Below are 21,998 nucleotides of genomic sequence, written 5' to 3' on the forward strand. Positions count from 1 at the left end.
CCTGCGGGCTCGAACTGCGCTCCGACCAGGGGTGGAGGCCTTCCTACGGCGTCCGGCCCGGAGTGACCACACCGTGGTCGTACGCGAACACGATCGCGGCAGGTCGATCGCGCACACAAAGCTTGGTGAAGATGCTGCCGACACGCGTCTTCACCGTCGCCTCGGCGATGTGCAAGGCCGCGGCGATCTCGGCATTGGTGGCACCGCGCGCCATCAGCCGCAGCACGTCCTGCTCTCGGTTGGTGAGCAGGTCGAGCCGCGCCGCATCCCGTGCCGCCGGGGCAACGACCGTCCGGTACCGCTCGAGCAGCCGCGGCGCGACGGCCGGGTCGAACCAGGCCCCGCCGCCGGCGACCGCACGAACCGCCGCGATCAGATCCTCGGCGGACGAGGTCTTGAGCACGAACCCAGCGGCGCCGGCCTCGATCGCCCCCCACAGCACTTCGTCTTCACCGAAGGTCGTGAGCACGAGGACGACGAGGGGGGTCTCGGCGGCGCGCAATCGCCTCGTCGCGGCGATACCGTCGAGGGCCGGCATGCGAATGTCCATCAGGACGACGTCCGGGCGCAAGCCGGGCAGCTCCTCCACCGCCTGCCTGCCGTCGGCGCACTCGGCCACGACCTCGAACCCGTCCGCAGGCGAGAGGATCCGCGCCAAGCCAGCGCGCACGATCGCCTGGTCGTCGACGAGAGCAACGCGGATCATGGCATTCTTGGACCTCCCTCTGGTAGCTCGTTGTCGACCGTCAGCGGCAGCCGGCAGCTCAGCTGCCAACCGTCGGGCGTCGGCCCGGCCACGAGGTCGCCGCCGAGCGCGCTCGCCCGTTCCCCCATACCGATCAAGCCGTACCGAGGTCGCTCGGGATCGGTCGCCCGTGCGGTGGCGACGGGTCCCGAGGTCTCGGCCACGAGACGAACGTCCCCGTCTGACAGCTCGAGCCCGAGAACGGTTTGCGCGCGCGGCGCGTGCCGAGCTGCATTCGCCAGCGCCTCCTGGGCGATCCGGTAGAGCGCGACGCCCGTCCCTGGTGAAATCCGAGCGAAGTCTCCTCGCATTCGCAGCTCGACGGCGAGACCCCCGGCCCGAGCCTGGTCGACGAGCGCGGGAATCTCTTTCGTCGATGGGAGCGGCGGTGCCACTCCCGCCTCGTCGTCGTGACGGAGCAGCGTGACCGTACGCCGCAGCTCCTCCATGCTGAGGCGGCCCACCTCCTCGGCCGATCGCAGCGCTTCCTCGGCGGACGCCAGGTCGCGGCGCAGCACGTGCCGGGCACTCGTGACCTGGAGCATCACGGCAGCCAACCCATGCCCCACGAAGTCGTGAACGTCACGAGCGATCCGACGGCGCTCGGCCAGCAGCGCCTGCTCGGCCAGCTGACGCCTGGTGCCCTCGAGCTCGGCGACGAGTCGATCCTGGCGCGCGACCGCACGACCGACGACCCAGATGAAGACTATGGCCACCAACCAGATACCGACGGCGACCTCCATCGGATCCTGGACCAGGGCCACCAGCACCGGCGTGGCCGCCGCGAGCACACCGAGCGACGCCGCCGCCCCGAGCGACCGAGACCAACGCGCGGCCGCGAAAGCGAGCAGAGCGACATTGAACATGACCGGCTCGAGCTGTCCGGAGCGCTGTGCCACGACCACCGGGACGACTACGCCGACGGAAACAACAGCGAGCGGCACATTGGGGGCGAAAGCCCACAGGCCGAAAGCGGCGACCGGCACCGCCGCCAGGACGATGTCGGCGGCCGAAGACGGCTGCGTGATCGCCGCGACGAGGCCAAACGCCAGAGAGAAGAACGGCACAACGCGGCGTAGGCCGTCAGCTTCGAACCAACCTCGAGCTGAACCCTTTACCACAAGCAGACTGTACTGCGCGACTCTTGACATCGACATCATCCGCGAGGCGAGCCCGCCGCCCCAATCATGGTGGATCGGCAGGCGGAGTGAGCTCAGGACCTTGGCGGGGGACTGCGTCGGGAGGTTCGTAGGATCGTCGTGTCCGTAAGGCCGTTCATGCTGACCGCGATCCCCACTGTCCGAGCGCGAACCGCGTCCCCTCCCAGTCCTCGAACATCGACCACGAGCCGAAGTGCATTTCCGCGGGCGGCGCCGGGAAGCGCACGCCTCGCCCAGTCAGTTCGGCGTAGGTCTGCTCGATGTCGTCGCACGTCAGGAACACATTCGAGTGCGGCAGCGCGTCGGACACCTGACGCCTCGGCTCGTCGCTGGGACGGCGGCTCAGCACGAGCACCACCGAGCGATCGGGCGCCTCGACCTCAATCCAGCGCTCGTCACCGTAGACCTCGTCCAGGACCAGGTCGAACCCGATTGCGCCGGTCCAAAACTGCTTTGCCCGCTCCTGATCGTCGACCGGGACGATGACCTTGGCGACTCCAGTGATCATCGAGAACCCCTTTCAGCAGTCATTACCTCCGGCCGCGACCGACCTTTCGGGGGATCTCGGTCGCTCTCGCCATGCCGCAGACGCTGCCACCGCCGGAGCGGTTCCGCATCAGCCCACGGGCCCGAGCTGCGCTCCGACTCCAGGTGGAGCGGCGCCGCCACCGTGCTGTACCTGGTCCGGTCAGGAGAGGCAGACCACCACTTTGCCGAGGGCTCGTCCCTCACCGACGTGAGCAAGCGCGGCGGGAACCTCGTCGAGCGCGAAGCTGCGGTGGATGTGGATCCTGATCTTGTGGGCGAGTGCGGATTCCGGCGCGAGCGCGTACTCCGCGAAGCCACCCATCAGCGTGAGGTTGTCGCCATACACCTCGTCTCCGGGTCGGAACCGGGTCACCCTCTCCCCGACGTCGTCGACCAGGCCGGCGATGTCCGATCCAAGCGTCCGGCGAGCCGGGACACGCAGCCCGCCGATCCGCGCGTACGCGGGCGATCCGCGCAGGCACTCCCAGTCGCTGAGGTTGACCGAGGTCGCGGCGATCTTCACCCGCACCTGGCCGGCGGCGGGCGAGGGCACCGGGACGTCCTCGACCTGCAGCACATCGGGAGACCCGTACCGGTCGTAGACGACCGCCTTCACGCCCGCCCCGCGGCCCACCTGGTCATGGCGGCAAGGTAGCAGCGCAGGTAGAAGGGATCTCGTCGGAGGAACGGACGGGGACTAGCCCGGGCCCGGCTCGTCCCCCCCGCTCAGACCGCCTACAGCTGTTATCGGACCGTGGTGAACCTGACCGACAAGCTCGCTGGTGCGGTGTGGAGTTTGTACTTGTCTGGGAGGGCTGGGCCGCAGGAGTTGGAGCCGATGCCGGCCTGGGCGAGGTCGAGCGTCACGTACGTCGTGTCGCCGGCGACCAGGTCAGGCGAGTGCTTGCCCGATTCCAGTGCCGAGGTGGTCCAGTTGCGGACCGTCAGGCCGAACAGCGTGGGGACCGCCTCGATGCGGAGGGGACCAACCACTGCCCAGCGGGTGTCGATGTGGTGGCCGTTTTCCTGGGGGCGGACGTAGGGGGTCTGGAGCTCGTCCACTGAGGCGGAGTACTTGCCCACGGCCGCGGCGGCGCGGGTGTCGACGTACGACTCGCCGGGGCCGGTGCCGAACCACTCAACCTGCTCGATGCGTGGCAGCTCGAAGGTGATGCCCAGGCGCGGCAGTGTCGCCGGGAACTGGCCGTCGGGGTCGATGGAGAGGTCCAGGCCGAGTGAGCCATCCGCGATGTGGGTGAAGCGCCACGTGGCAACAAGCCCCCACTGGAGCGCGGGCGGCGCAGTACGGGTGACTACCTCCCAGGCGCCGTCGTGGACGCCCTCGGAGACCACCCGGTGCTGCACGCGGTGCAGGCCGGCCTCCTTCCAGGCGTCTGCGACTCCAGGGATCGCGTCGTTGTCCGTCGGAGCGCGCCAGACGTCCAGCCGCAGGTTCCGGATCGGCAGCTCGCCCAGGCTGATGCCTGCAGCGGTTGCAGTGCCGCCCTCACCCACTGCCTCGGCCTTGGCGTGCCGAGCCTCGCCGCTCACCCCAGCGGCCTCCGCGGCCCCACCAGCGTGACGCGGCTGCTCACCAGTCGGTACGTCGAGCCGCACCTGGCCCCAGGCGACCCGGTGACCGGCCTCCGCCCAGGAAGTTCCTTCGGTGAGCTCAGCCGTCAGGGTCAGCCAGGTATCCGGCTGCCCGGCCTTCTGCTGCTCCGCGATGCCCGGAGGCAGCTCCACCGAGGCAGTCTCACCCGGGGCGATCGCTGGCACCGGCAGAGTCCCGCTGCCGACCCGCTCGCCGCCGATCTCGGTGACGATCCGGAAGGTCAGGTGGCTCGTGTCGAGCACCTCGTAGCGGTTGGTGATGCTGATGCCGCCTTTGCCGTCCGCGGTGATCACCAGCGGCTCGATCACCTTCGTGTACTCGACCAAGCCGGGCGACGGCGTACGGTCCGGGAACAGCAGCCCGTCGCAGACGAAGTTGCCGTCGTGGATCTCCTCGCCGAAGTCCCCGCCGTACGCGTAGAACTCCTGGCCGTCCACCGAGGTCCGCAGGCCGTGGTCGATCCACTCCCAGATGAAACCGCCCTGGCAGCGCGGGTACTTCTCGAACAGCGCGCGGTAGTCCGACAGCCCGCCCGGCCCGTTGCCCATCGCGTGCCCGTACTCGCACAGGATGAACGGCAAACCCCGGCACGACGTGACGTCCTCGCCGATCGCGGTGACTCCCTCGGGCGAGGTGTACATCTGCGAGTAGATGTCGACGAACTCCGCCTGCGTGTCCCGCTCGTAGTGCACCGGCCGGGACGGATCCCGGTCGTGCGCGAACTCGTACATCGCGCGCAGGTTGTCGCCCATCCCGCACTCGTTGCCGAGCGACCAGATCACGATGCTCGGGTGGTTCTTGTCGCGCTCGACCATCCGGCGCATCCGCTCGACCAGGTCATCCTGCCAGCGCGGGTCCATCACCGGGTTCGGCAGCGCGGGCGGCTCCGGCTCGTACCCGAACCCGTGCGTCTCCAGGTCGCACTCGTCCACCACGTACAGCCCGTACTCGTCGCACAGGTCGAGGAAGTGTGGGTGCGGCGGGTAGTGGCTGGTCCGGACCGCGTTGATCCCGGCTCGCTTCATCAGCAGTACGTCGTCGAGCATGTCCTGCTCGGTCAGGGCGCGGCCGCGGTCCGGGTGGAACTCGTGCCGGTTGACCCCATTGAAGAGCACCCGGTTGCCGTTCACGGTGAGAACGCCGTCCGCGATCGCGACCGTGCGGAACCCGATCCGGAGCCGGACCTCACCACCCTCGCTCCGCAGTACTGCGTCGTACAGGCGCGGGTTCTCGGCGCTCCACGGCTCGACCTCAGGCACCGGAGTCTCGAAGCCGGTCGGGAACTCCAGCCCGAGTTCCGGTACGACGACCGTGCCGGGCACGTCCGAGTCGACCTTCAACGTGCCGGTGCCGTCCACATAGGACGCGTGCACGAAGACATCGGCCGGAGCGGACGGCTTGAGCGCGAGCAGGTTCACCTCGCGGAAGATCCCGGACAGCCACCACATGTCCTGGTCCTCGACGTAGCTGCCGGCCGACCACTGGTGCACCCGGACGGCGATCCGGATCTCCTTGCCAGGGGCAACCAGCTCGGTGAGGTCGAACTCACTCGGCAGCCGCGAGCCGGACGACCAGCCAACCAGGTTTCCGTCGACATGGACGGCGAAGCGCGAGTCGACTCCCTCGAACCGCAGCACCACCCGCGACCCGTCCCAGTCCGCCGGGACCGTCACGGTGCGCACGTAGTCCCCGGTCGGATTCGCCGTCGGCACGTGCGGCGGCTCCAGCGGGAAGGGGTAGACGACGTTCGTGTACGCCGGGGCGCCGTACCCGCTCAGCTGCCAATGACCGGGCACGGTGATCGTGTCCCAGGCCGACGTATCCGGATCCTTCAGGTCGTCCGGCGCCTCGGCCAGACTCGGCGAGAGCCGGAAGCTCCAGTCGCCACTCAGGGAGATCCGGGCGGAATCATCGTCCAGCCGCGCCCGCGGGGGCAGCACACCAGCACCGGGCGCGAAGTCTTCGACGTAACTGTGGTCATGGGTCACAGACATCGACCCTACGACCGATCCGTTCACGAATCCACACCGATGAACAGATATGGACAGTTCTTCGTACTGCGGGAGAAGACCTCACGCCGCGGTGGCGCGCACGGCAGCGTATCTGCGGGATCGGCAGCTTCAGCGGTGGGTTGCGATGGGCCTTGCAAGCAGAAACCCCTCGAGCATGCTCGAGGGGTTTCTGAAATACCGGAACCCTGGCGGTTTAGCCTGCCCGCCGTAGCGGACTACTAGGGACCGTTCCAAGGTCTTCGCCGACCAGTCTACACACTCAGTGCGTTTAAACACCCTGGCGATCCATGCCGTTAAGGCCTCGGGAGCTGGATCGGGCAGCGGCTGAGCAGCGCAGGGACCCGGCTACGATCCGCGACCCATTGCGCCAAATAGGGGTCGATGTAGCCGAGTACAAGCAGAGCATCGTCGTGGAGCTCGCGGATGGGCTGGTTCCAGATGCGCTCGTTGTGGGCGATCCGGTTCCGGATCTCCCACAGACGGGCCACTGGTTGCTCGAGGCTGACGAGCTGCCGATCCGGCGCGTAGGGAAAGGCGTAGCTCAGGTCGGGCCAGATCGTAGTCATGTATCGGTGGGCGAGAAGGAACCGCCAGAACCCGAAGCCCAGCTCAGCGATGACCTGCCCGTCGCTGAGCGGCTTGCCCTTCATCTGGACCTGACGCCGAGCCTTCGCGATGTCACCGTGAGCCTTGTCTGTCAGGTCGCTCAGAGGATCGTCGAGCCACGACCCCGGCAGCGTCCGGCGCCTGTGCCGCTCGGCGAGCTTGCCCACCATGGCGTTGCGGATCGCGACCTCGACGTGCCCCAGAACCTCCCAACAGGCCGCGGATATCGCGGCGTTCCACTCGTAAAGTTCCACCGCAGCCAGGGTGGTGTTACCTGATGCCTTCAAATAGCCGACGAATCGAGGCTGGCCGAAGAGCTTTCGCGCCCGCCGTGCGACCTGGTTCTTCGCTAGGTCCGGCGGGGGGTTGAGGGCGACGGTCTGGGCGATCAGCGCGGCGGCCTGCTCCGGTTCGACCGTGCCGGTATTGATTGTCAGGTCGAACAGATCGAGTCCGGCGTCGCGCAGGTCAGCGAGAGTCTCGCCCCACGCCGCAGTCCGTTCCTCTGCCCGTGCGTCGGAGCGCGCGGTGAGCCGCTGCTCGGTCTCCTTCAATGCGCACCACAAGCACACGATGGTCCACTTCGCAGGGAACCCGGCTTCGAGGAGCGCGAGTACGCCGTCGACTCGTACCAGATGTACGACCGGGACCAGATCGTCCTGAAGCATGGTGCTCAATGAACTCCGGTCGATGCCATACAGCGCTCCGTACCGCGAGTAGCTGTGTAGCAGTTCGCCGGCATCGTCGGCTCGGGCGAAGTCGTCGAGATCGATGATGCGGTACCCGGCGGTGCGCCCGTCGCCCACCTTGAGGCGCTGATAGAGAGTGAATCTCGGATCGAGTACCGAAAGCGCCTCGGTGATGGTGTCTAGCCCTGCTACTGGCGGCCCGTACAACAAGAGACCACGGCCAGCCGGCATGAAGACCCCACACACAGTTTGTACGGACAGTAACGATGAACCCGCACTGTAGTGGAAGGTCGCGGCGGCGATTACGGTGCGTCCTGATACCTGCCGTCAATCGCGCGAACTTAAGGCGCACAGCCCTGCGGGGCCCGTCGAGCGGTCTCACCCAGCGGGTGTCCAACGCGTGTAGGCGAGGCGCGCCACCGCGGGTTCATGAGCCGCTACAAAGGAGCGGTGACCCAGGGGTGGGCGGGAGCGAGCGACGGAGGAGCTGCGTGGGAAGGAAACTATCCCGCGCAGTTGCGGCAGAGGCCGACGAGGGCGACCTGCTCCGGGGCCAGTTGGAAGCCGAGTTCGCGGGAGAGCTTCCGGCGCACCGGATCTAGGATGTCGCCGGCGACGTCGACCACCGTGCCGCACTCGCTGCAACGTAGGTGGAGGTGGCGCGGCGCCAGCTCCCCTGCCAGGTGGTACGTCGTGCCGGCGCGACCTAGGTGCACATGCGTGACCAGGCCGAACTCACCCAACGCGTCGAGCGCCCGGTAGACCGTCGCTCGGTGGATGCCTGGCCGCAGCTGCTCGGCTCGTTCGCCGATCTGCTCCGCGCTCAGGTGCTCCTCGGTGCTCGCCAGCACCTCCACGACAGCGAGTCTGGCCGGGGTGACCCGCTCGCCTCGTTCGCGGAGGCGTTGCGCGGTGACCTCGGCCGGGCCCTTCGCAGTACCGGACATCAGGACTTCTTGGCCGCGGTTTTCTTCGCCGTCGTCTTCTTGGCAGCGGTCTTCTTCGTCGGGGTCTTCTTGGCCGCCGTCTTCTTGGTGGCGGTCTTCTTCGCCGTCGTCTTCTTGGCAGCGGCCTTTTTGGCCGTCTTCTTCACGGGTCCGCGGGCCCGCTTGTCGGCGAGCAGCTCGGCCGCGCGCAGCAGGGAGATCGTCTCGACCGAGTCGTCCTTGCGGAGCGTCGCGTTCGTCTCGCCATCGGTGACGTAGGGCCCGAAGCGGCCCTCCTTCACCACCACCGGCTGACCGGATTCCGGGTCCTCGCCCAGCTCCTTCAGCGGCGGTGCCGCGGCTCGACGGCCGCGCTGCTTCGGCTCGGCGTAGATCTTCAACGCTTCCTCGAGGGTGATGTCGAACATCTGATCCTCGGTCTGCAGCGACCGGGAGTCGGTGCCCTTCTTCAGGTACGGCCCGTAGCGGCCGTTCTGCGCAGTGATCTCGTCTCCGGACTCCGGGTCCTTGCCGACCACCCGGGGCAGCGACAGCAGCTTCAGCGCGTCGTCGAGCGTGACCGAGTCGAGCGACATCGACTTGAGCAGCGAGCCGGTCCGCGGCTTGGCGGACTTCGGCGCGTCCTCGGGCAGCACCTCGGTCACGTACGGCCCGAACCGGCCGGCCTTCGCGACCACCTTGAGACCGGTATCCGGCGTCTGCCCGAGCTCCAGCTCGACCCCGGAGGGCTGGCTGAGCAGCTCGCGGGCCCGCTCCACGGTCAGCTCGTCCGGCGGCAGGTCCTCCGGCACGTTGGCGCGCTGCTCGTCCTTGTCCTCGACGTACGGGCCGTAGCGGCCGACGCGGACCACGATTCCGCTGCCGTCAGAGCCGACCGGGAAGGTCGACATCTCCCTGGCATCTATGTCACCGAGATCACTGACCATCGACTGCAGGCCCTCGATGCCGTCGTCGCCGAAGTAGAACCGGCCCAGCACCCCTTCGCGCTGCAGATTCCCGGCCGCGACGTCGTCGAGCACGTCCTCCATCGACGCGGTGAACGCGTAGTCCACCAGCCGGGTGAAGTGCTCCTCCAGCAGCCGGACCACCGCGAAGGCCAGCCACGCCGGAACCAGCGCGTTGCCCTTCTTGTAGACGTAGCCGCGGGCCTGGATGGTGCCGAGGATCGACGCGTACGTCGACGGGCGGCCGATCTCGCGCTCTTCCAGCTGGGCGATCAGCGTGGCCTCGGTGAAGCGGGCCGGCGGCTTCGTCTCGTGACCGGAGGCGAGCACCTCGGTCGCGGGCAGTACGTCGCCCTCGCTCACGTCCGGGATCTGCGTCTCGCGGTCGTCGGTCTCGGCGGACGGGTCGTCCGCGCCCTCGACGTACGCCTTCAGGAAGCCGTGGAAGGTGATCACCCGGCCGGACGAGGTGAACTCACAGTTCTCGCCCGACGAGGCCCTGGCGTCGATCTTGATCGAGACGCTGTTGCCGACCGCGTCCTTCATCTGCGACGCGACGGTCCGCATCCAGATCAGCTCGTAGAGCCGGTACTCCGCACCGCTCAGCCCGGTCTGCGCCGGCGTCTGGAAGTGCTCGCCGGCCGGCCGGATCGCCTCGTGCGCCTCCTGAGCGTTCTTCACCTTGGAGGTGTAGACCCGCGGCTTGTCCGGCAGGTACGACGCGCCGTACAGCTCGCGGACCTGCGCCCGGGCCGCGGTGATCGCGGTGTCGGACAGCGTCACCGAGTCGGTACGCATATAGGTGATGTTGCCGTTCTCGTACAGCCGCTGCGCGATCTGCATCGTCTGCGAGGCGGACATGTTGAGCTTGCGCCCGGCCTCCTGCTGCAGCGTGGTGGTCCGGAACGGCGCGTACGGCTTGCGGGTGTACGGCTTCGACTCGATCGAACGGACGGTGAAGGAAGAGTCCCGCAGCGCCGCGGCCAGCGCGGTGGCGGTCGACTCGTCCAGGTGGACGGTGTTCCCGCTCTTCAGCTCACCGGTCGAGGCGAAGTCACGCCCCTGGGCGACCCGACGGCTGTCCACCGAGACCAGCCGGGACGGGAACAGCCGCGGCGTCTTCCCCTCGCCGGCGTCCAGGGTGGCGTCCAGGTCCCAGTACGACGCGCTGCGGAACGCGATCCGCTCGCGCTCCCGGTCGACCACCATCCGGATCGCGACGGACTGGACCCGGCCCGCCGACAACTTCGGCATGACCTTCTTCCAGAGCACCGGCGAGACCTCGTAGCCGTACAGCCGGTCCAGGATCCGCCGGGCCTCCTGGGCGTCGACGAGCGCGTCGTTGATGTCGCGCGCACTGCCGACCGCGTCCTGGATCGCCTTCGGCGTGATCTCGTGGAAGACCATCCGCTTGACCGGGATCTTCGGCTTCAGCTCGTCCAAGAGGTGCCACGCGATAGCCTCGCCCTCGCGGTCCTCATCTGTGGCCAGGTAGAGCTCGTCGGCGTCCTTGAGCAGGTCCTTCAGCTTGCGGATCTGCGCCTTCTTGTCCGCCGGTACGACGTACAGCGGGTCGAAGTGGTCCTCGATGTTGACCCCGAGCCGCGCCCAGGGCAGGCCCTTGTACTTGGCCGGGATCTCGTCGGCGCCCTTCGGCAGGTCCCGGATGTGGCCGAAGCTCGACTCCACCACGTACCCGGACCCCAGGAAGCCGGCGATCATCCGCGCCTTCTTCGGCGACTCGACGATCACCAGCCGTCGTCCGGTCGACGTCGCCGCCGCCCCGGGTGCTGCCTTGGTCCCAGATGCCCCTGCCACTGCGCTCCTTGCTCTTGCCACTCTCGTCCTGCCCCACAACGTCTGCGGCCGGACCGCCCATTCCCCAGGCAGACCTTTGACACAGACCGACCCGTCCGAGGACAGAGTACGGCCGACAGCAACGCATTTCTCAGCGCACGGTAACCGCTCGGAGCGTCGAGACCCTCATCAGCGTTTCAGAAAGTGGTCACCAACCCCGTCTCCCGCGCGTCGCGGGCGCCCCGCCGGACGCCCGAAATCCACCCCCGTTTCCCGCGCTCGCGGTCCGGCCGCGGACCGGGGTGTGAGATGCACCTCGGCCCGCGGAGACCTCGTCATCGAACGAACTTCACGTCCGGATACCTCGGGGACTCCCTCACCAGCAGTCGCTGCGGACGTCCCTTCAGGAACTGGTCGAAGTATGCGCCGAGATATTCCAGCCGCGCTGCCCGGCGGCGACTGGATGGCGTTCGACCACGGGGCGTCGACGAACGCCGCGGTCTTGGCGGGCATGCATGTACCGGGCGAGCTTGGAGTCGCCGATGAACCGGGCGGCCGGGTAGCTGATTGTTGGCCGGCGAATCATCAAAGCCGTCCCCACCTCCGGCGCGGAGCCACCGTGTGATGGAGACCCGGTCTCAACTTCATGACGACCACTCAGCGACCGATCAGGCCCGATCTAGTGACAAAGCCCGACCTTGTGAGCTATCAATAGCGCAATCCTGTTCATAGATGCGTGAAGTGAGGCACTCGTGAGCATCTTTGTCCGCGTTAAACGTTCAGCCCTTCTCACCGGAACATCCCTGGCTCTGGTCGCGGGGGCCTTGGTCAACGCAGTCGGCGCGGGACCCGCTGCCGCCGGCTCCACCGAGGCCTCCGCCGGCGACACCGCCCTCGGCGCGGTGACCGCCTTCGCCGCCGAGACAGCGCAGTACACGCTGACCGCCGGGACCGCGAAGGTCCGCGTGGTCTTCCTCAAGGACGACGTGTTCCGGATCTGGCTCGCGCCGGACGGCACCTTCACCGACCCGGCGAACACCCCGCCGACCGACCCGACCGCCCCGGCGTCGAACATCGTCACCAAGACCGACTACGCGAAGCCGAAGACGTCCTGGCGCGACCTGGGGAGCTACTACTCGCTCAAGACGGGCGCCATCGAGGTACGGGCGAACAAGTCGCCGCTGCGCTTCTCCCTGTACCGGGCGAACGGGCAGCAGGTCTGGTCCGAGACGGCTCCGCTGTCCTGGAACGACACCTCCACCACCCAATCCCTGAGCCGCGGGGCGAACGAGCAGTACTTCGGCGGCGGGATGCAGAACGGCCGCTTCTCGCACCGCGACCAGACCATCACGGTCGCCCGCGACTTCAACTGGGAGGACGGCGGCAACCCGAACGCCTCTCCGTACTACATGAGCACCGCCGGCTACGGCGTACTGCGGAACACGTTCGCGCCGGGCAGCTACAGCTTCACCGACCCCGTCGTCGCCAAGCACGACGAGAAGCGGTTCGACGCGTACTACTTCGTCGGCGACCTCAAGACCTCGCTGGACCGCTACACCGAGCTGAGCGGCCGTCCGTTCATGCCGCCGATCTACGGCCTCGAGTACGGCGACTCCGACTGCTACAACCGCGGGCACTACGCCACCGACCCGGATACCAGCAACGACTGGAAGGTCCACCCGGAGAAGGTGACGACGCTGGACGCGGTCAAGGTGGCGCAGAAGTTCCGGGACGAGGACATGCCGGGCGGCTGGATGCTGGTCAACGACGACTACGGCTGCGGGTACTCCGACGACACCGACTCCGAGCAGGTCGACGGCACCTGGTGGGGCAAGCGGGAGATCCCCGCGCTGGAGCAGACCGGTGACGAACTGCGTCGGCGGAACATCCAGATGGGCCTGTGGACGCAGTCGTCCCTCGACCGGCAACCGGCCGAGGTGGGCGAGGCCGGAGTCCGGGTGCGCAAGCTGGACGTCGCCTGGGTCGGCCCGGGCTACCGGTACGCGCTCAGCGCCTGCGACACCGCGCACGACGGCATCGAGCAGTACAGCAACGCCCGCGGCTACGCCTGGATGGTCGAAGGCTGGGCGGGTGCGCAGCGGTGCGCGGTGCAGTGGACCGGCGACCACAGCGGCTCCCTCGACGCGATCAAGTGGCAGATCCCGGCCATCACCGGTTCCGGCAACTCCGGGATCGCCTACAGCGCGGGTGACGTCGACGGCATCTTCGGCGGCTCCCCGACCAGCTACACCCGGGACCTGCAGTGGAAGGTGTTCAACCCGGCCTTCATGACGATGTCCGGCTGGGCGACCCCGGCGTTCAAGCAGCCGTGGACGTACGGCGACCCGTACACCTCGATCAACCGCAAGTACCTCAAGCTCCGCGAGCGCCTGCTCCCGTACTTCTACTCGTACGCGGCCGAGGCGCACCGTACAGGTGCTCCGCTGAACCGCTCGCTGGTGCTGGAGTACCCGAACGACCCGAAGACCTGGGACGACACCACGAAGTACGAGTTCCTGGCCGGCAAGGAGTTCCTGGTGGCGCCGATGTGGGGCGCCGACGAGGTGAAGAGCGGCATCTACCTGCCCAAGGGCAACTGGGTGGACTACTGGACCGGCAAGGTCTACCAGGGCCCGACGACCGTCAACGGGTACCACGCGAAGCTCGACACGCTGCCCTTGTTCGTCAAGGCCGGCGCGGTGGTCCCGATGTGGAAGAGCGGCATCAACTCGGCCGCTGAGCAGGGCTTCGGCGACCGGCTCACCGTCGACGTCTACCCGCAGGGCAAGTCGTCCTTCTCGCTCTACGAGGACGACCGCGTCACCCGTGACTACAAGTTGGACAAGTCCGCCAGCCAACTGCTGGAGGTCGCGGCACCCGTCTCGGCGCGCGGCGACGTGACCGTCAAGATCGGCGCCAGCCGCGGTTCGTACGCGGGCAAGCCAGACGCCCGCGCGTACGAGCTGACCGTGCACACCGGCACCGCACCGCGCGACGTCACCGTGGACGGGAGCAAGCTCACCAAGCTGGTCAGCAAGAACGCGTACCTCGCGGCCTCCACCGGCTGGTACTACGAGAACGGCGTGGTGCTGGTGAAGACGGCATCACTGTCGACCTCTCGTGATGCCACCGTGCGACTGGACGACACCACCTCGGTCGGCGGCGGCAAGGCGGTCTCCGACACCTTCGGCACCCCCGAGCTCGCGTCGCCGTCCCTGTGGAACGCCCCGGGCCAGGCCACCGAGGTCACCGCCACCTTCAAGAACGCCGGTACGACGGCGATGCGCGACGTACGGCTGGCTCTCGACCTGCCGGACGGGTGGACGGCCACTGGTACGAGCACCTTCGCCAAGGTCGACCCAGGCAAGACGGTCAGCACCAAGCTGGCGGTGACCCCCGCCGCTGCGGTGAAACCGGCCAGTTTCACCCTGCGGCTGGACGCGTCGTACAACGTGGACGGCGCCGCGTACACCAACAGCACGGTGGCCACGGCACAGTTGCCCTACGCATCCTTGTCGCAGGCGGCGAACGTCGTCGGCGTGAGCGACGCGTCGAGCTTTGCCCAGGGCAACTTCGACGGATCGGGCAACAGCTTCAACGGCGAGGCCCTCGCCGCGGCGGGCTACACGCCGGGTGCGAAGGTCACCGTGCAGGACGCCGACTTCACCTGGCCCACGGGCGCTCCGGGAACGCCGAACCTGGTGAAGAACCAGCCGGCCCCGATCCTCGTCTCCGGCACCGGTTCTCACCTTGCCCTGCTGGGCGCGGGAGCGAGCCTGAACGCCAAGGGGAGCGTCACGGTCATCTACACCGATGGTTCCGAGTCGCAGGCTCCGTTCCAGTTGCCGAACTGGTGTTGCCAGGACCCGACCACCGGCGGCGCGAAGCTCGCGGTCTCGGTGAAGGGCCGGTACACCCCGGCCGGTCTGGCCAACACCACAACGGATTACCGGGTCTTCTACACCGCTGTAGCACTGGATCCGGGCAAGACGGTGAAGGCGATCAAGCTGCCCGGCGGCGGCCTCGGCTTCTTCGCCGCGACCATCGCGGACAAGCCGCTACCGTCGGCACCCACCGGACAGCCCTGGGTGAGCGACCTGGAGTGGATCGCCTCGAGCAACGGCTGGGGACCGGTTGAGCGGGACACGAGCAACGGCGAGGACGGCGCCGGCGACGGCGGCCCGCTCACGCTGAACGGCACGCAGTACGCCAAGGGGCTCGGGACCCACGCGCCGTCGTCGGTCAGCGTCCGGCTCGGCGGCAACTGTTCGGCCCTCACCGCGAAGATCGGGGTGGACGACGAGATGGAGGATCGTGGCAAGGTGAGCTTCAAGGTCGCCGTCGACGGTGTGGCGAAGTACACATCGGATCTGCTCACCGGAACGTCGCCGACGGTGCCTGTCACGGTTGATGTGACAGGTGGTCAGCTACTGACGTTGCAGGTGACCGACGCCGGCGACGGTGTCACCAGCGACCACGCCGACTGGGCGGACGCCCGCCTAACCTGCGGGAGCAGCTGACACATCCGACTTTCGGCTGGACTTTCCCTGAGCACCCCCGGAACCCACCTGATCGCCGTCCCAGGGGACGGTACAGGTGGGTTCCGGTGGTAACCCGCCCCTTCTCCATGACAGGGTCTGACCTGGCAGGACCATGGCCCCCTCCCATGGTGGTGCCAGAGCCACTGAGGAAGTAGTGCCAACACCATCAGATCTGGTCCCCAGGGCGACTACTTTCGAAGTAGGGATGCAGCCGTCGGGGCAGCTGTTCAGAGAGGGCGCGTGGGAGTCATGGTTGTGACATACCTGAAGAGATGGGTCGGCAGCCGGTTGCTGAACAGGGCCACTCGCCGGGGTGGACTGGATCTGTCGAAGATGCGGATCGTCCCGCGCCAGCTCTCGATGCCGCTGCGGCGCGAAGGCCTGGACCCGACCCCGGAACTGGGTGAGGTCCGTGAGACCGAGCCGGTCCACAAACTCGCCCACCTGTTCGGGCTGAACGTCTGGGTGGTCAGCGGCCACGCCGAGGCCAAGGCGGTGCTCGCGGACACCACGAACTTCAGCAACGACATCCGGCCGCTGGTCGGCTCGGACCCGGACAAGCCGTCCGAGGGGATCGGCGGCCTCGGCTTCACCGACCCGCCGGACCACACCCGGCTGCGCAAGCTCCTGACCCCCGAGTTCACCAAGCGGCGGCTGGCCCGGCTGGAGCCGGCGATCGAGAAGATCGTCAACGACCAGCTGGACCTGATGGAGGCCAAGGGCCCGGTCGTCGACATCGTCACGGACTTCGCCTTCAACGTCCCCTTCCTGCTGATCGCCGACCTGCTCGGCGTCGAGGAGTCCGACCGGGACAGGTTCCGGGCCCTGGGCCCGGCCCGTTTCGACCTGTCCGGCGGCGGGATCGGCGTCTTCGGCTCGGCCAGCGAGTCGCGCGAGTTCCTCTTCGAGATCGTCGGCAAGCAGCGCAAGAACCCCGGCGACGGCCTGATCGGCTCGATCATCCGCGAGCACGGCGCCGGGATCGACGACGTCGAGCTCGGTGGGCTCGCTGACGGCGTCTTCCTCGGCGGCTACGAGACCTCGGCCAGCATGCTGGCGCTCGGCACCCTGGTGCTGCTGCGCGACCCGGAGAACTTCGCCCGGATCCGCAACGAGCCGGGGGCGGTGGACGCGATCGTCGAAGAGCTCCTGCGGTACCTAACGGTTGTCCAGGTCGCCTTCCCGCGGTTCGCCAAGCACGACCAGGATCTGTTCGGCCAGCAGGTCAAGAAGGGCGACCTGGTCGCCGTCTCGCTGTCCGGCGCGGACCGGGACAAGGAGGTGTTCGGGCTGGACGCGGAGTCCTTCTACCCGCAGCGAGCACCTGCCGCGCACCTCGCGTTCGGGCACGGCATGCACCGCTGCGTCGGCGCCGAGCTGGCCCGGATGGAACTGCGAGCCGCCTTCACCGCCCTGGCACACCGCTTCCCGGACCTGTCCCTCGCTGTCTCCGAGGACCAACTGCGATTCCGCGACTTCTCCATCGTCTACGGAGTCGAGTCCCTGCCGGTACAGCTCCGCGCCGCCGAAACCCAACAGGCAGCCGGCTGATCCGACCGACCTCCTCGCCCTGGGGTGCCGCTTTCCTCCTCCGGGATTCCGTTTCCTGTCCCGCTTCCCGCGCCCTCGGCACCGCGTTCCTTGTCCTGACAACCCGGGCCGACGACCACGCTGAGCGGAGTACTGGTGATCAGGCCGTGACAGCGGGCTCCTCCGCGACCACAATGGGCGGTCCGACCCGAACAGCGGGTGACGGACGGGAGGGGCGGGGGATGGACGCGGGGCAGCTGACCGCACGCATCGCCGCCGCGATGACGCTGGCCCAATCAGGCGGACACGCGGTCGCGGCGGACCAGATCGACGCGATCCGCGGCGAGCTCGGCGGCGTGCCCAGCTACGAGCTGGCGGCCGCGGAGTACGTCCGTGGCGTGGCCGCGCACCATGCCAGCGACGCCGACGAGGCGCTGGCAGCGGTGGACGAGTGCCTCGCGGTGGCCCGCGCGATCGACGAGCCGGGCTGGGAAGCGAACGCCTTGCCGATCCGAATCATCAACCTGGCCCGGAGCGGACGCGGTGGCGACACCGTGAACGACATGGTCGCCGCCGAGCACGCGCTCAAACGAACCACTGATCCCGGCCTGCGGGGCTGGGCCCACACCGGACTCGGCTATGCGTACGACGTGCTGCGGCTGTTCGAGCTGTGCATCCCGCACTACGAGAGCGCCACCGGGATCGACGCCGACGTGCTCGAGCTCGCGGAATCGCCTGCGATCGACCGGCTCAACCTCGCGGAGACCTACCTCCGCTGGGCCCACGAACTCGAGCGGCTCGGCGACCCGGCGTACGAGGCGGAGATCGAGGAGAGACTCGCCTCGGCGGCGTACTGGGCTCGCGAAGCGGTGCTGGTGATCGTCGACGACGAGAGCCAGGAGTACTGGCGGTTGAGCGCGCGGCTGTGGCTCGCCGCGGCAGCGACCGCCGGGGATCCCGCAGCAGCTGTTGAAGAATTGGAGGACTGCCGCGATCAGATCAGCAAGCTCGGTGAGACCGAGCGGCTCGCGATCGCCGGCGCCTACCTGGCAAGGGCTCTGGCGGCCGAGGGAAAGCTGGACCAGGCAAGGGCTGCCGCCGAACGCGCGACCGATGACCTGATCCCGCTGGCCGATCCGGCGACCCAGATCCTTGTCCTGCAAACGAGATCGGAGCTGGCGGCGGCCAACGGCGAGTTCGGTGCCGCGGCCGGCTTGGCCTATGCGCGCTCGGTGGCCCGTGGCTGGTGGAAGGAACGCCAGCGCGCGCTGAACGCAGTACGGCATGCGCTGGCCGTGCACGATCTGTCGGCGCGTCATGATGCCGAATGGCACGCGGCACGGCAGGATCCTCTGACCGGCATCGGCAACCGCCGGGCGATGGACGAGCGGCTGATGGCGGCGCGAGACTCCCAGCGGGCGGTGACGTTGCTGGCCATCGACGTCGACGACCTGAAGGTGGTCAACGACACCTACGGGCATGCCTGTGGGGACGAGTTGCTGCAACTAGTGGCAAATCTGCTGGTAGAACAGGCGCGAGCGACCGATGCCGTGATTCGATCGGGAGGGGACGAGTTCTTCGTGGTGCTGGATCAGCCGGACGCGAAGGGCGGCGCCCAACTGGCCGAACGGGTCCGGGCCGCGGTCGCGATCGTCGCGGGGACGACCGCGAAACCGTGGCTGCGCGGATTGCGCCTGAGCATCGGGTACGCCGCGACCGCGGAGGGGGTGCCGGTGGAACTCCTGGTACCGATGGCGGACAACCGGTTGTACGAGGACAAGCGCCGAGTCAGGTGAGGGTCGGCGACAGGGGAGGTCGGGTGCGCGAGACGTCGGGCGTGACCGCGCGGATAGCCGCGGCGATGACCCGCGCCCAGTCCGGTCACCCGGCCGAGGCCGCGGCGGACGTCCGCCGGCTGCTGGCGGAGCTCGGCCCCGACCCGAGCAGCGAACGCGCCGCCGCCGAGTATGTCCGCGCGGTCGCCGCACACCACGGCATGGACGCCGAGGAGGCCCTCGACGCCGTCGACGACTGCGTCCGGGTGGCTCGCGCGATCGAGGAACCAGGCTGGGAGGCCAATGCGCTGGCGGTCCGCATCGTCACCCTGATCCGAACCGGTGAGGGTGGTGACTCCGTCGCCGACCTCGTAGCCGCCGAGAACGCACTGGCCCGGACGCGCGACCCCGGTCTGCTGAGCTGGGGCAACACCGGCCTGGGTTACGCCTACGACCTGCTGCGGCTGTTCGAGTTGTGCATCCCACACTTCGAACTGGCCGCCGAGGCCGATGCGGATCCGCTCGGCGTGCCCGAGTCCCCCGCGATCAACCGGCTGAACCTGGCGGAGTCCAACCTCCGCTGGACGCACGAGATGGAGCGGCTGGGCGATTCGTCGTACGACGAGGAGATCCGGCGGCGGCGGCTCGAGGCCAAGCGGTGGGCCGCCGAGGCGAACGAGGTGATCGTCCGGGCCCGCCTGATCGGCTACTGGCGGATGACCGGACGGATGTGGCTCGCGGCCAGCGAGTACGACGTCAATCCCGGCGGGGCCGCGGTCATCCTCAAGGACTGCCGCGACCAGTTGGCGAAGCTGGGTGCTCTTGAGGTCGCAGCGATCGCGGGGGCCTATCTGGCCAAGGCCTACGCCGCGATGGGTCAACTCGACGACGCGATGGAAGCCGCCGAACGGGCGAACACCGACCTGCCCCCCACGTCCGATCCGCCGGTCGAGGCGCTGGTGCGGCACACCGCCGTACAGATCGTCGCGGACTCCGGCGACACCGGCGCGGCCTCCGGCCTGCAGTACGCGCGCGCCATCACCCGCGGCTGGTGGGCCGAACGCCTCCGCGGCCTGTACGCCGTACGCAGCGCGCTGGCCACCCACGATCTCTCCATCCGGCATGACGCCGAGTGGCGCGCCGCTCGGGAAGATCCGCTGACCGGCGTGGGCAACCGCCGTGCGCTGGACGAGCGGATGACGGCCGCACTCGACTCGGGTCGCTCCGTCGCGGTGCTCGCGATCGACGTCGACAACCTGAAGGTGGTCAACGACAGCCACGGTCACGCCTGCGGCGACGAGGTACTCCGCCGGGTCGCGCACCTGCTCACCGAGCAGTGCCGTGCCGAGGACGTGGTCGCCCGCGCCGGCGGCGATGAGTTCGTCGTGGTGCTGGACAACCCGGACGAGCGTGGCGCGCGGGAACTGGTCGAGCGGATCAGAGCCGCGGCCGAACGGGTCGCCACGGACGCGGAGGAGCCGTGGTTCGCGATGCTCCGGCTGAGCATCGGCCACGCCGCCACCACCGACGGGACCGCGGTCGGCGACCTCCTCACCGAGGCGGACCGCCTCATGTACGCCGAGAAGCGCCACCGTCGTGCGGGTGGACTGCCTCGCCAGTAGTCCTGCTGGCTCGGGGTCATGCCATGGTCAGGAACCCTTCTACAGCGAGGTTTCTGATCTGTGGCAGGTACTCCGTGCGGACCTCCTCGACCGGGCGATCCAGCAGCTCGGACAACGCGTTGAGGATTTGCCCGACACTCAGATCTCCGTCACACGCGCCCACGAAGCCGGCGAGCACGGTGTCCGCCTGCTCGGCCCGGCGCATCCCGCGCTGTCTCCGCAGCACGATCGTCGCCGGGTCTTCGGCACCTGGCCGGCCTGCGGTCTCCTGGACCACGTCATCCGCCGTCGTCAGGTAGAGCGGGGTCAGATCTGCCGGCAGCCCTTCGGCTCGCTCGAACCTGTCGAGCACGTGCGGGCCGATCGGCTGCTCGATCTCGAACGGCCACTCCTCCGCGAGGGTGCCCCCCTCGACGTTGTGGAGGTTGATCCAGCCCATGCCGATCGACTCCACCTGCTGTTCGTCGAGCCACCGCAGCCAAGCGTCGTACCGGCTCGTGTACTCCGGTCGTCCCTGCAGCCCCGCGTCGCGCAGCCACAGCTCGACGTACTCGGCAGGGTCGAGCTGTTCACGTTGCACAGCCCAGCTCGAGCGGTCACCTGTCCAGCTCGCGATCCGTTCTCGCCAGTCCTGGCCGCGCACACAGGTCCAGTTCGCGAGCAACTGACACCAGCCGCCGTCCGTCAGGTGTTCCGGTGCTTGCCGGACGAGCTGCTCGACCACGGCATCGCCCGCGAAACCCGTCTCGCGATAGGTCAACCGCCCGTCACTCGGCGGCGCGATCACATACGGCGGGTTGCTGACGATCAGGTCGAACCTCTCCTCCCGGACCGGCTCGTAGAGACTGCCGTCGCGGACGTCCAGGTCGATCCTGTTCAGCGCGGCGGTCCAGCTTGTGAGCTGGACGGCTCGCGGGTTCACGTCGGTGGCGACGATATGGCCGACGCGGTCGGCGAGGTGCAGCGCCTGGATGCCGCAGCCGGTGCCGATGTCGAGCGCCTTCTCGGCCTTGATCGGCACGGTCAGCTTGACCAGGCTCAGGCTCGCGGGCGCGATGCCGAGCACGTAATCGGACCGCATCGGCTCTCGCCGGCCATCCAGCCCGGGCGTGAGATCCGCGACCACCCACCACTGCCGATCGTCCTCCGCATACGGTCGCAGATCGATCGCCGCACTGATCTCGTCGCCCCGCGGCGTCAAGATGCCCAGGGCAAGCAGATCGTCGTCGATGCCGTGGAATGCCTTCGCGGTCAGTGATTTCGGCACCGGACGCTGGAGCAGGAACAGCCTGATCATGATGTCGAGCGGGTCGCCGCCGGCGGTGCGCTGATAGGCCAAGGTCGTCTCGTTGCGCGCGAGCGCGTTGTCGGCCTGGGCACCCAGCCGCGCGGCGACACCTCCCACGGTGTAGCCCGCCGTCTCGAAGGCGTCCCGGAGCCGATCGACCAGGGAACCACTCAGCTGTTGCTCGTCCATGACCCCATCC

13 protein-coding genes are annotated in these 21,998 nt (G+C 68.4%); 4 read left to right on the top strand and 9 right to left on the bottom strand.

Annotation, left to right across the window (positions count from 1 at the left end; genetic code table 11):
* Positions 1 to 43: 43 nt before the first annotated feature.
* From EV644_RS20670 to topA, 8 genes are all read right to left on the bottom strand, one after another.
* Positions 44 to 706 (bottom strand): response regulator transcription factor, encoded by a 663-nt coding sequence (locus tag EV644_RS20670; RefSeq protein ID WP_132190323.1) that lies wholly within the window; start codon positions 704 to 706, stop codon positions 44 to 46.
* Positions 703 to 1,812, bottom strand: a complete 1,110-nt coding sequence (locus EV644_RS20675) for a sensor histidine kinase (RefSeq protein WP_199239926.1) — start codon at positions 1,810 to 1,812, stop codon at positions 703 to 705. Before EV644_RS20675 ends, EV644_RS20670 begins: the two co-directional genes overlap by 4 nt.
* Positions 1,813 to 2,020: 208 nt before the next feature.
* Positions 2,021 to 2,413 (bottom strand): glyoxalase superfamily protein, encoded by a 393-nt coding sequence (locus EV644_RS20680; protein WP_132190325.1) that lies wholly within the window; start codon positions 2,411 to 2,413, stop codon positions 2,021 to 2,023.
* Between the two features lie 180 nt (positions 2,414 to 2,593).
* On the bottom strand, positions 2,594 to 3,067 hold the full coding sequence (locus EV644_RS20685; protein WP_199239927.1) for an alcohol dehydrogenase catalytic domain-containing protein: 474 nt from the start codon (positions 3,065 to 3,067) through the stop codon (positions 2,594 to 2,596).
* 110 nt (positions 3,068 to 3,177) lie between these two features.
* Positions 3,178 to 6,042, bottom strand: a complete 2,865-nt coding sequence (locus tag EV644_RS20690; protein WP_241998539.1) for a glycoside hydrolase family 2 TIM barrel-domain containing protein — start codon at positions 6,040 to 6,042, stop codon at positions 3,178 to 3,180.
* A gap of 311 nt (positions 6,043 to 6,353) precedes the next feature.
* Positions 6,354 to 7,472: a hypothetical protein gene (locus tag EV644_RS45430; protein WP_199239928.1), complete on the bottom strand. Its 1,119-nt coding sequence runs from the start codon at positions 7,470 to 7,472 to the stop codon at positions 6,354 to 6,356.
* A gap of 386 nt (positions 7,473 to 7,858) precedes the next feature.
* Positions 7,859 to 8,302, bottom strand: a complete 444-nt coding sequence (locus EV644_RS20700; protein WP_132190326.1) for a Fur family transcriptional regulator — start codon at positions 8,300 to 8,302, stop codon at positions 7,859 to 7,861.
* A complete protein-coding gene (gene topA / locus EV644_RS20705; RefSeq protein WP_132190327.1) occupies positions 8,302 to 11,064 on the bottom strand; it encodes a type I DNA topoisomerase in 2,763 nt (920 codons plus the stop codon). The genes EV644_RS20700 and topA overlap by 1 nt, the downstream gene beginning before the upstream one ends.
* A gap of 731 nt (positions 11,065 to 11,795) precedes the next feature.
* Here topA and EV644_RS20710 point away from each other — a divergent pair.
* From EV644_RS20710 to EV644_RS20725, 4 genes are all read left to right on the top strand, one after another.
* Positions 11,796 to 15,563, top strand: a complete 3,768-nt coding sequence (locus tag EV644_RS20710) for an NPCBM/NEW2 domain-containing protein (RefSeq protein ID WP_158292892.1) — start codon at positions 11,796 to 11,798, stop codon at positions 15,561 to 15,563.
* 270 nt (positions 15,564 to 15,833) lie between these two features.
* A complete protein-coding gene (locus tag EV644_RS20715) occupies positions 15,834 to 17,135 on the top strand; it encodes a cytochrome P450 (RefSeq protein ID WP_132190328.1) in 1,302 nt (433 codons plus the stop codon).
* A gap of 221 nt (positions 17,136 to 17,356) precedes the next feature.
* The gene (locus tag EV644_RS20720) at positions 17,357 to 18,910 is read left to right on the top strand and encodes a GGDEF domain-containing protein (protein WP_132190329.1); all 1,554 of its coding nucleotides are present in this window, start codon (positions 17,357 to 17,359) and stop codon (positions 18,908 to 18,910) included.
* Positions 18,911 to 18,933: 23 nt separating this feature from the next.
* Positions 18,934 to 20,511, top strand: coding sequence for a GGDEF domain-containing protein (locus tag EV644_RS20725; protein WP_241998541.1), 1,578 nt, complete (start codon positions 18,934 to 18,936; stop codon positions 20,509 to 20,511).
* A 16-nt stretch (positions 20,512 to 20,527) separates the two neighbouring features.
* On the opposite strand, the gene EV644_RS20730 is transcribed toward EV644_RS20725, so the two are convergent.
* Positions 20,528 to 21,988, bottom strand: coding sequence for a DUF7059 domain-containing protein (locus EV644_RS20730; RefSeq protein ID WP_132190330.1), 1,461 nt, complete (start codon positions 21,986 to 21,988; stop codon positions 20,528 to 20,530).
* Between the last annotated feature and the right edge of the window lie 10 nt (positions 21,989 to 21,998).

The organism is Kribbella orskensis (assembly GCF_004342085.1).
In the GTDB taxonomy this organism is placed as follows: domain Bacteria; phylum Actinomycetota; class Actinomycetes; order Propionibacteriales; family Kribbellaceae; genus Kribbella; species Kribbella orskensis.

Bases quoted from the DNA above. Each gene is read 5' to 3' on its own strand.
- EV644_RS20680 (WP_132190325.1), bottom strand. From the start codon at position 2,413: ATGATCACTGGAGTCGCCAAGGTCATCGTCCCGGTCGACGATCAGGAG.
- EV644_RS20720 (WP_132190329.1), top strand. From the start codon at position 17,357: ATGGACGCGGGGCAGCTGACCGCACGCATCGCCGCCGCGATGACGCTG.
- EV644_RS20715 (WP_132190328.1), top strand. From the start codon at position 15,834: ATGGTTGTGACATACCTGAAGAGATGGGTCGGCAGCCGGTTGCTGAAC.
- EV644_RS20700 (WP_132190326.1), bottom strand. From the start codon at position 8,302: ATGTCCGGTACTGCGAAGGGCCCGGCCGAGGTCACCGCGCAACGCCTC.
- EV644_RS20670 (WP_132190323.1), bottom strand. From the start codon at position 706: ATGATCCGCGTTGCTCTCGTCGACGACCAGGCGATCGTGCGCGCTGGC.
- EV644_RS20730 (WP_132190330.1), bottom strand. From the start codon at position 21,988: ATGGACGAGCAACAGCTGAGTGGTTCCCTGGTCGATCGGCTCCGGGAC.
- EV644_RS20690 (WP_241998539.1), bottom strand. From the start codon at position 6,042: ATGTCTGTGACCCATGACCACAGTTACGTCGAAGACTTCGCGCCCGGT.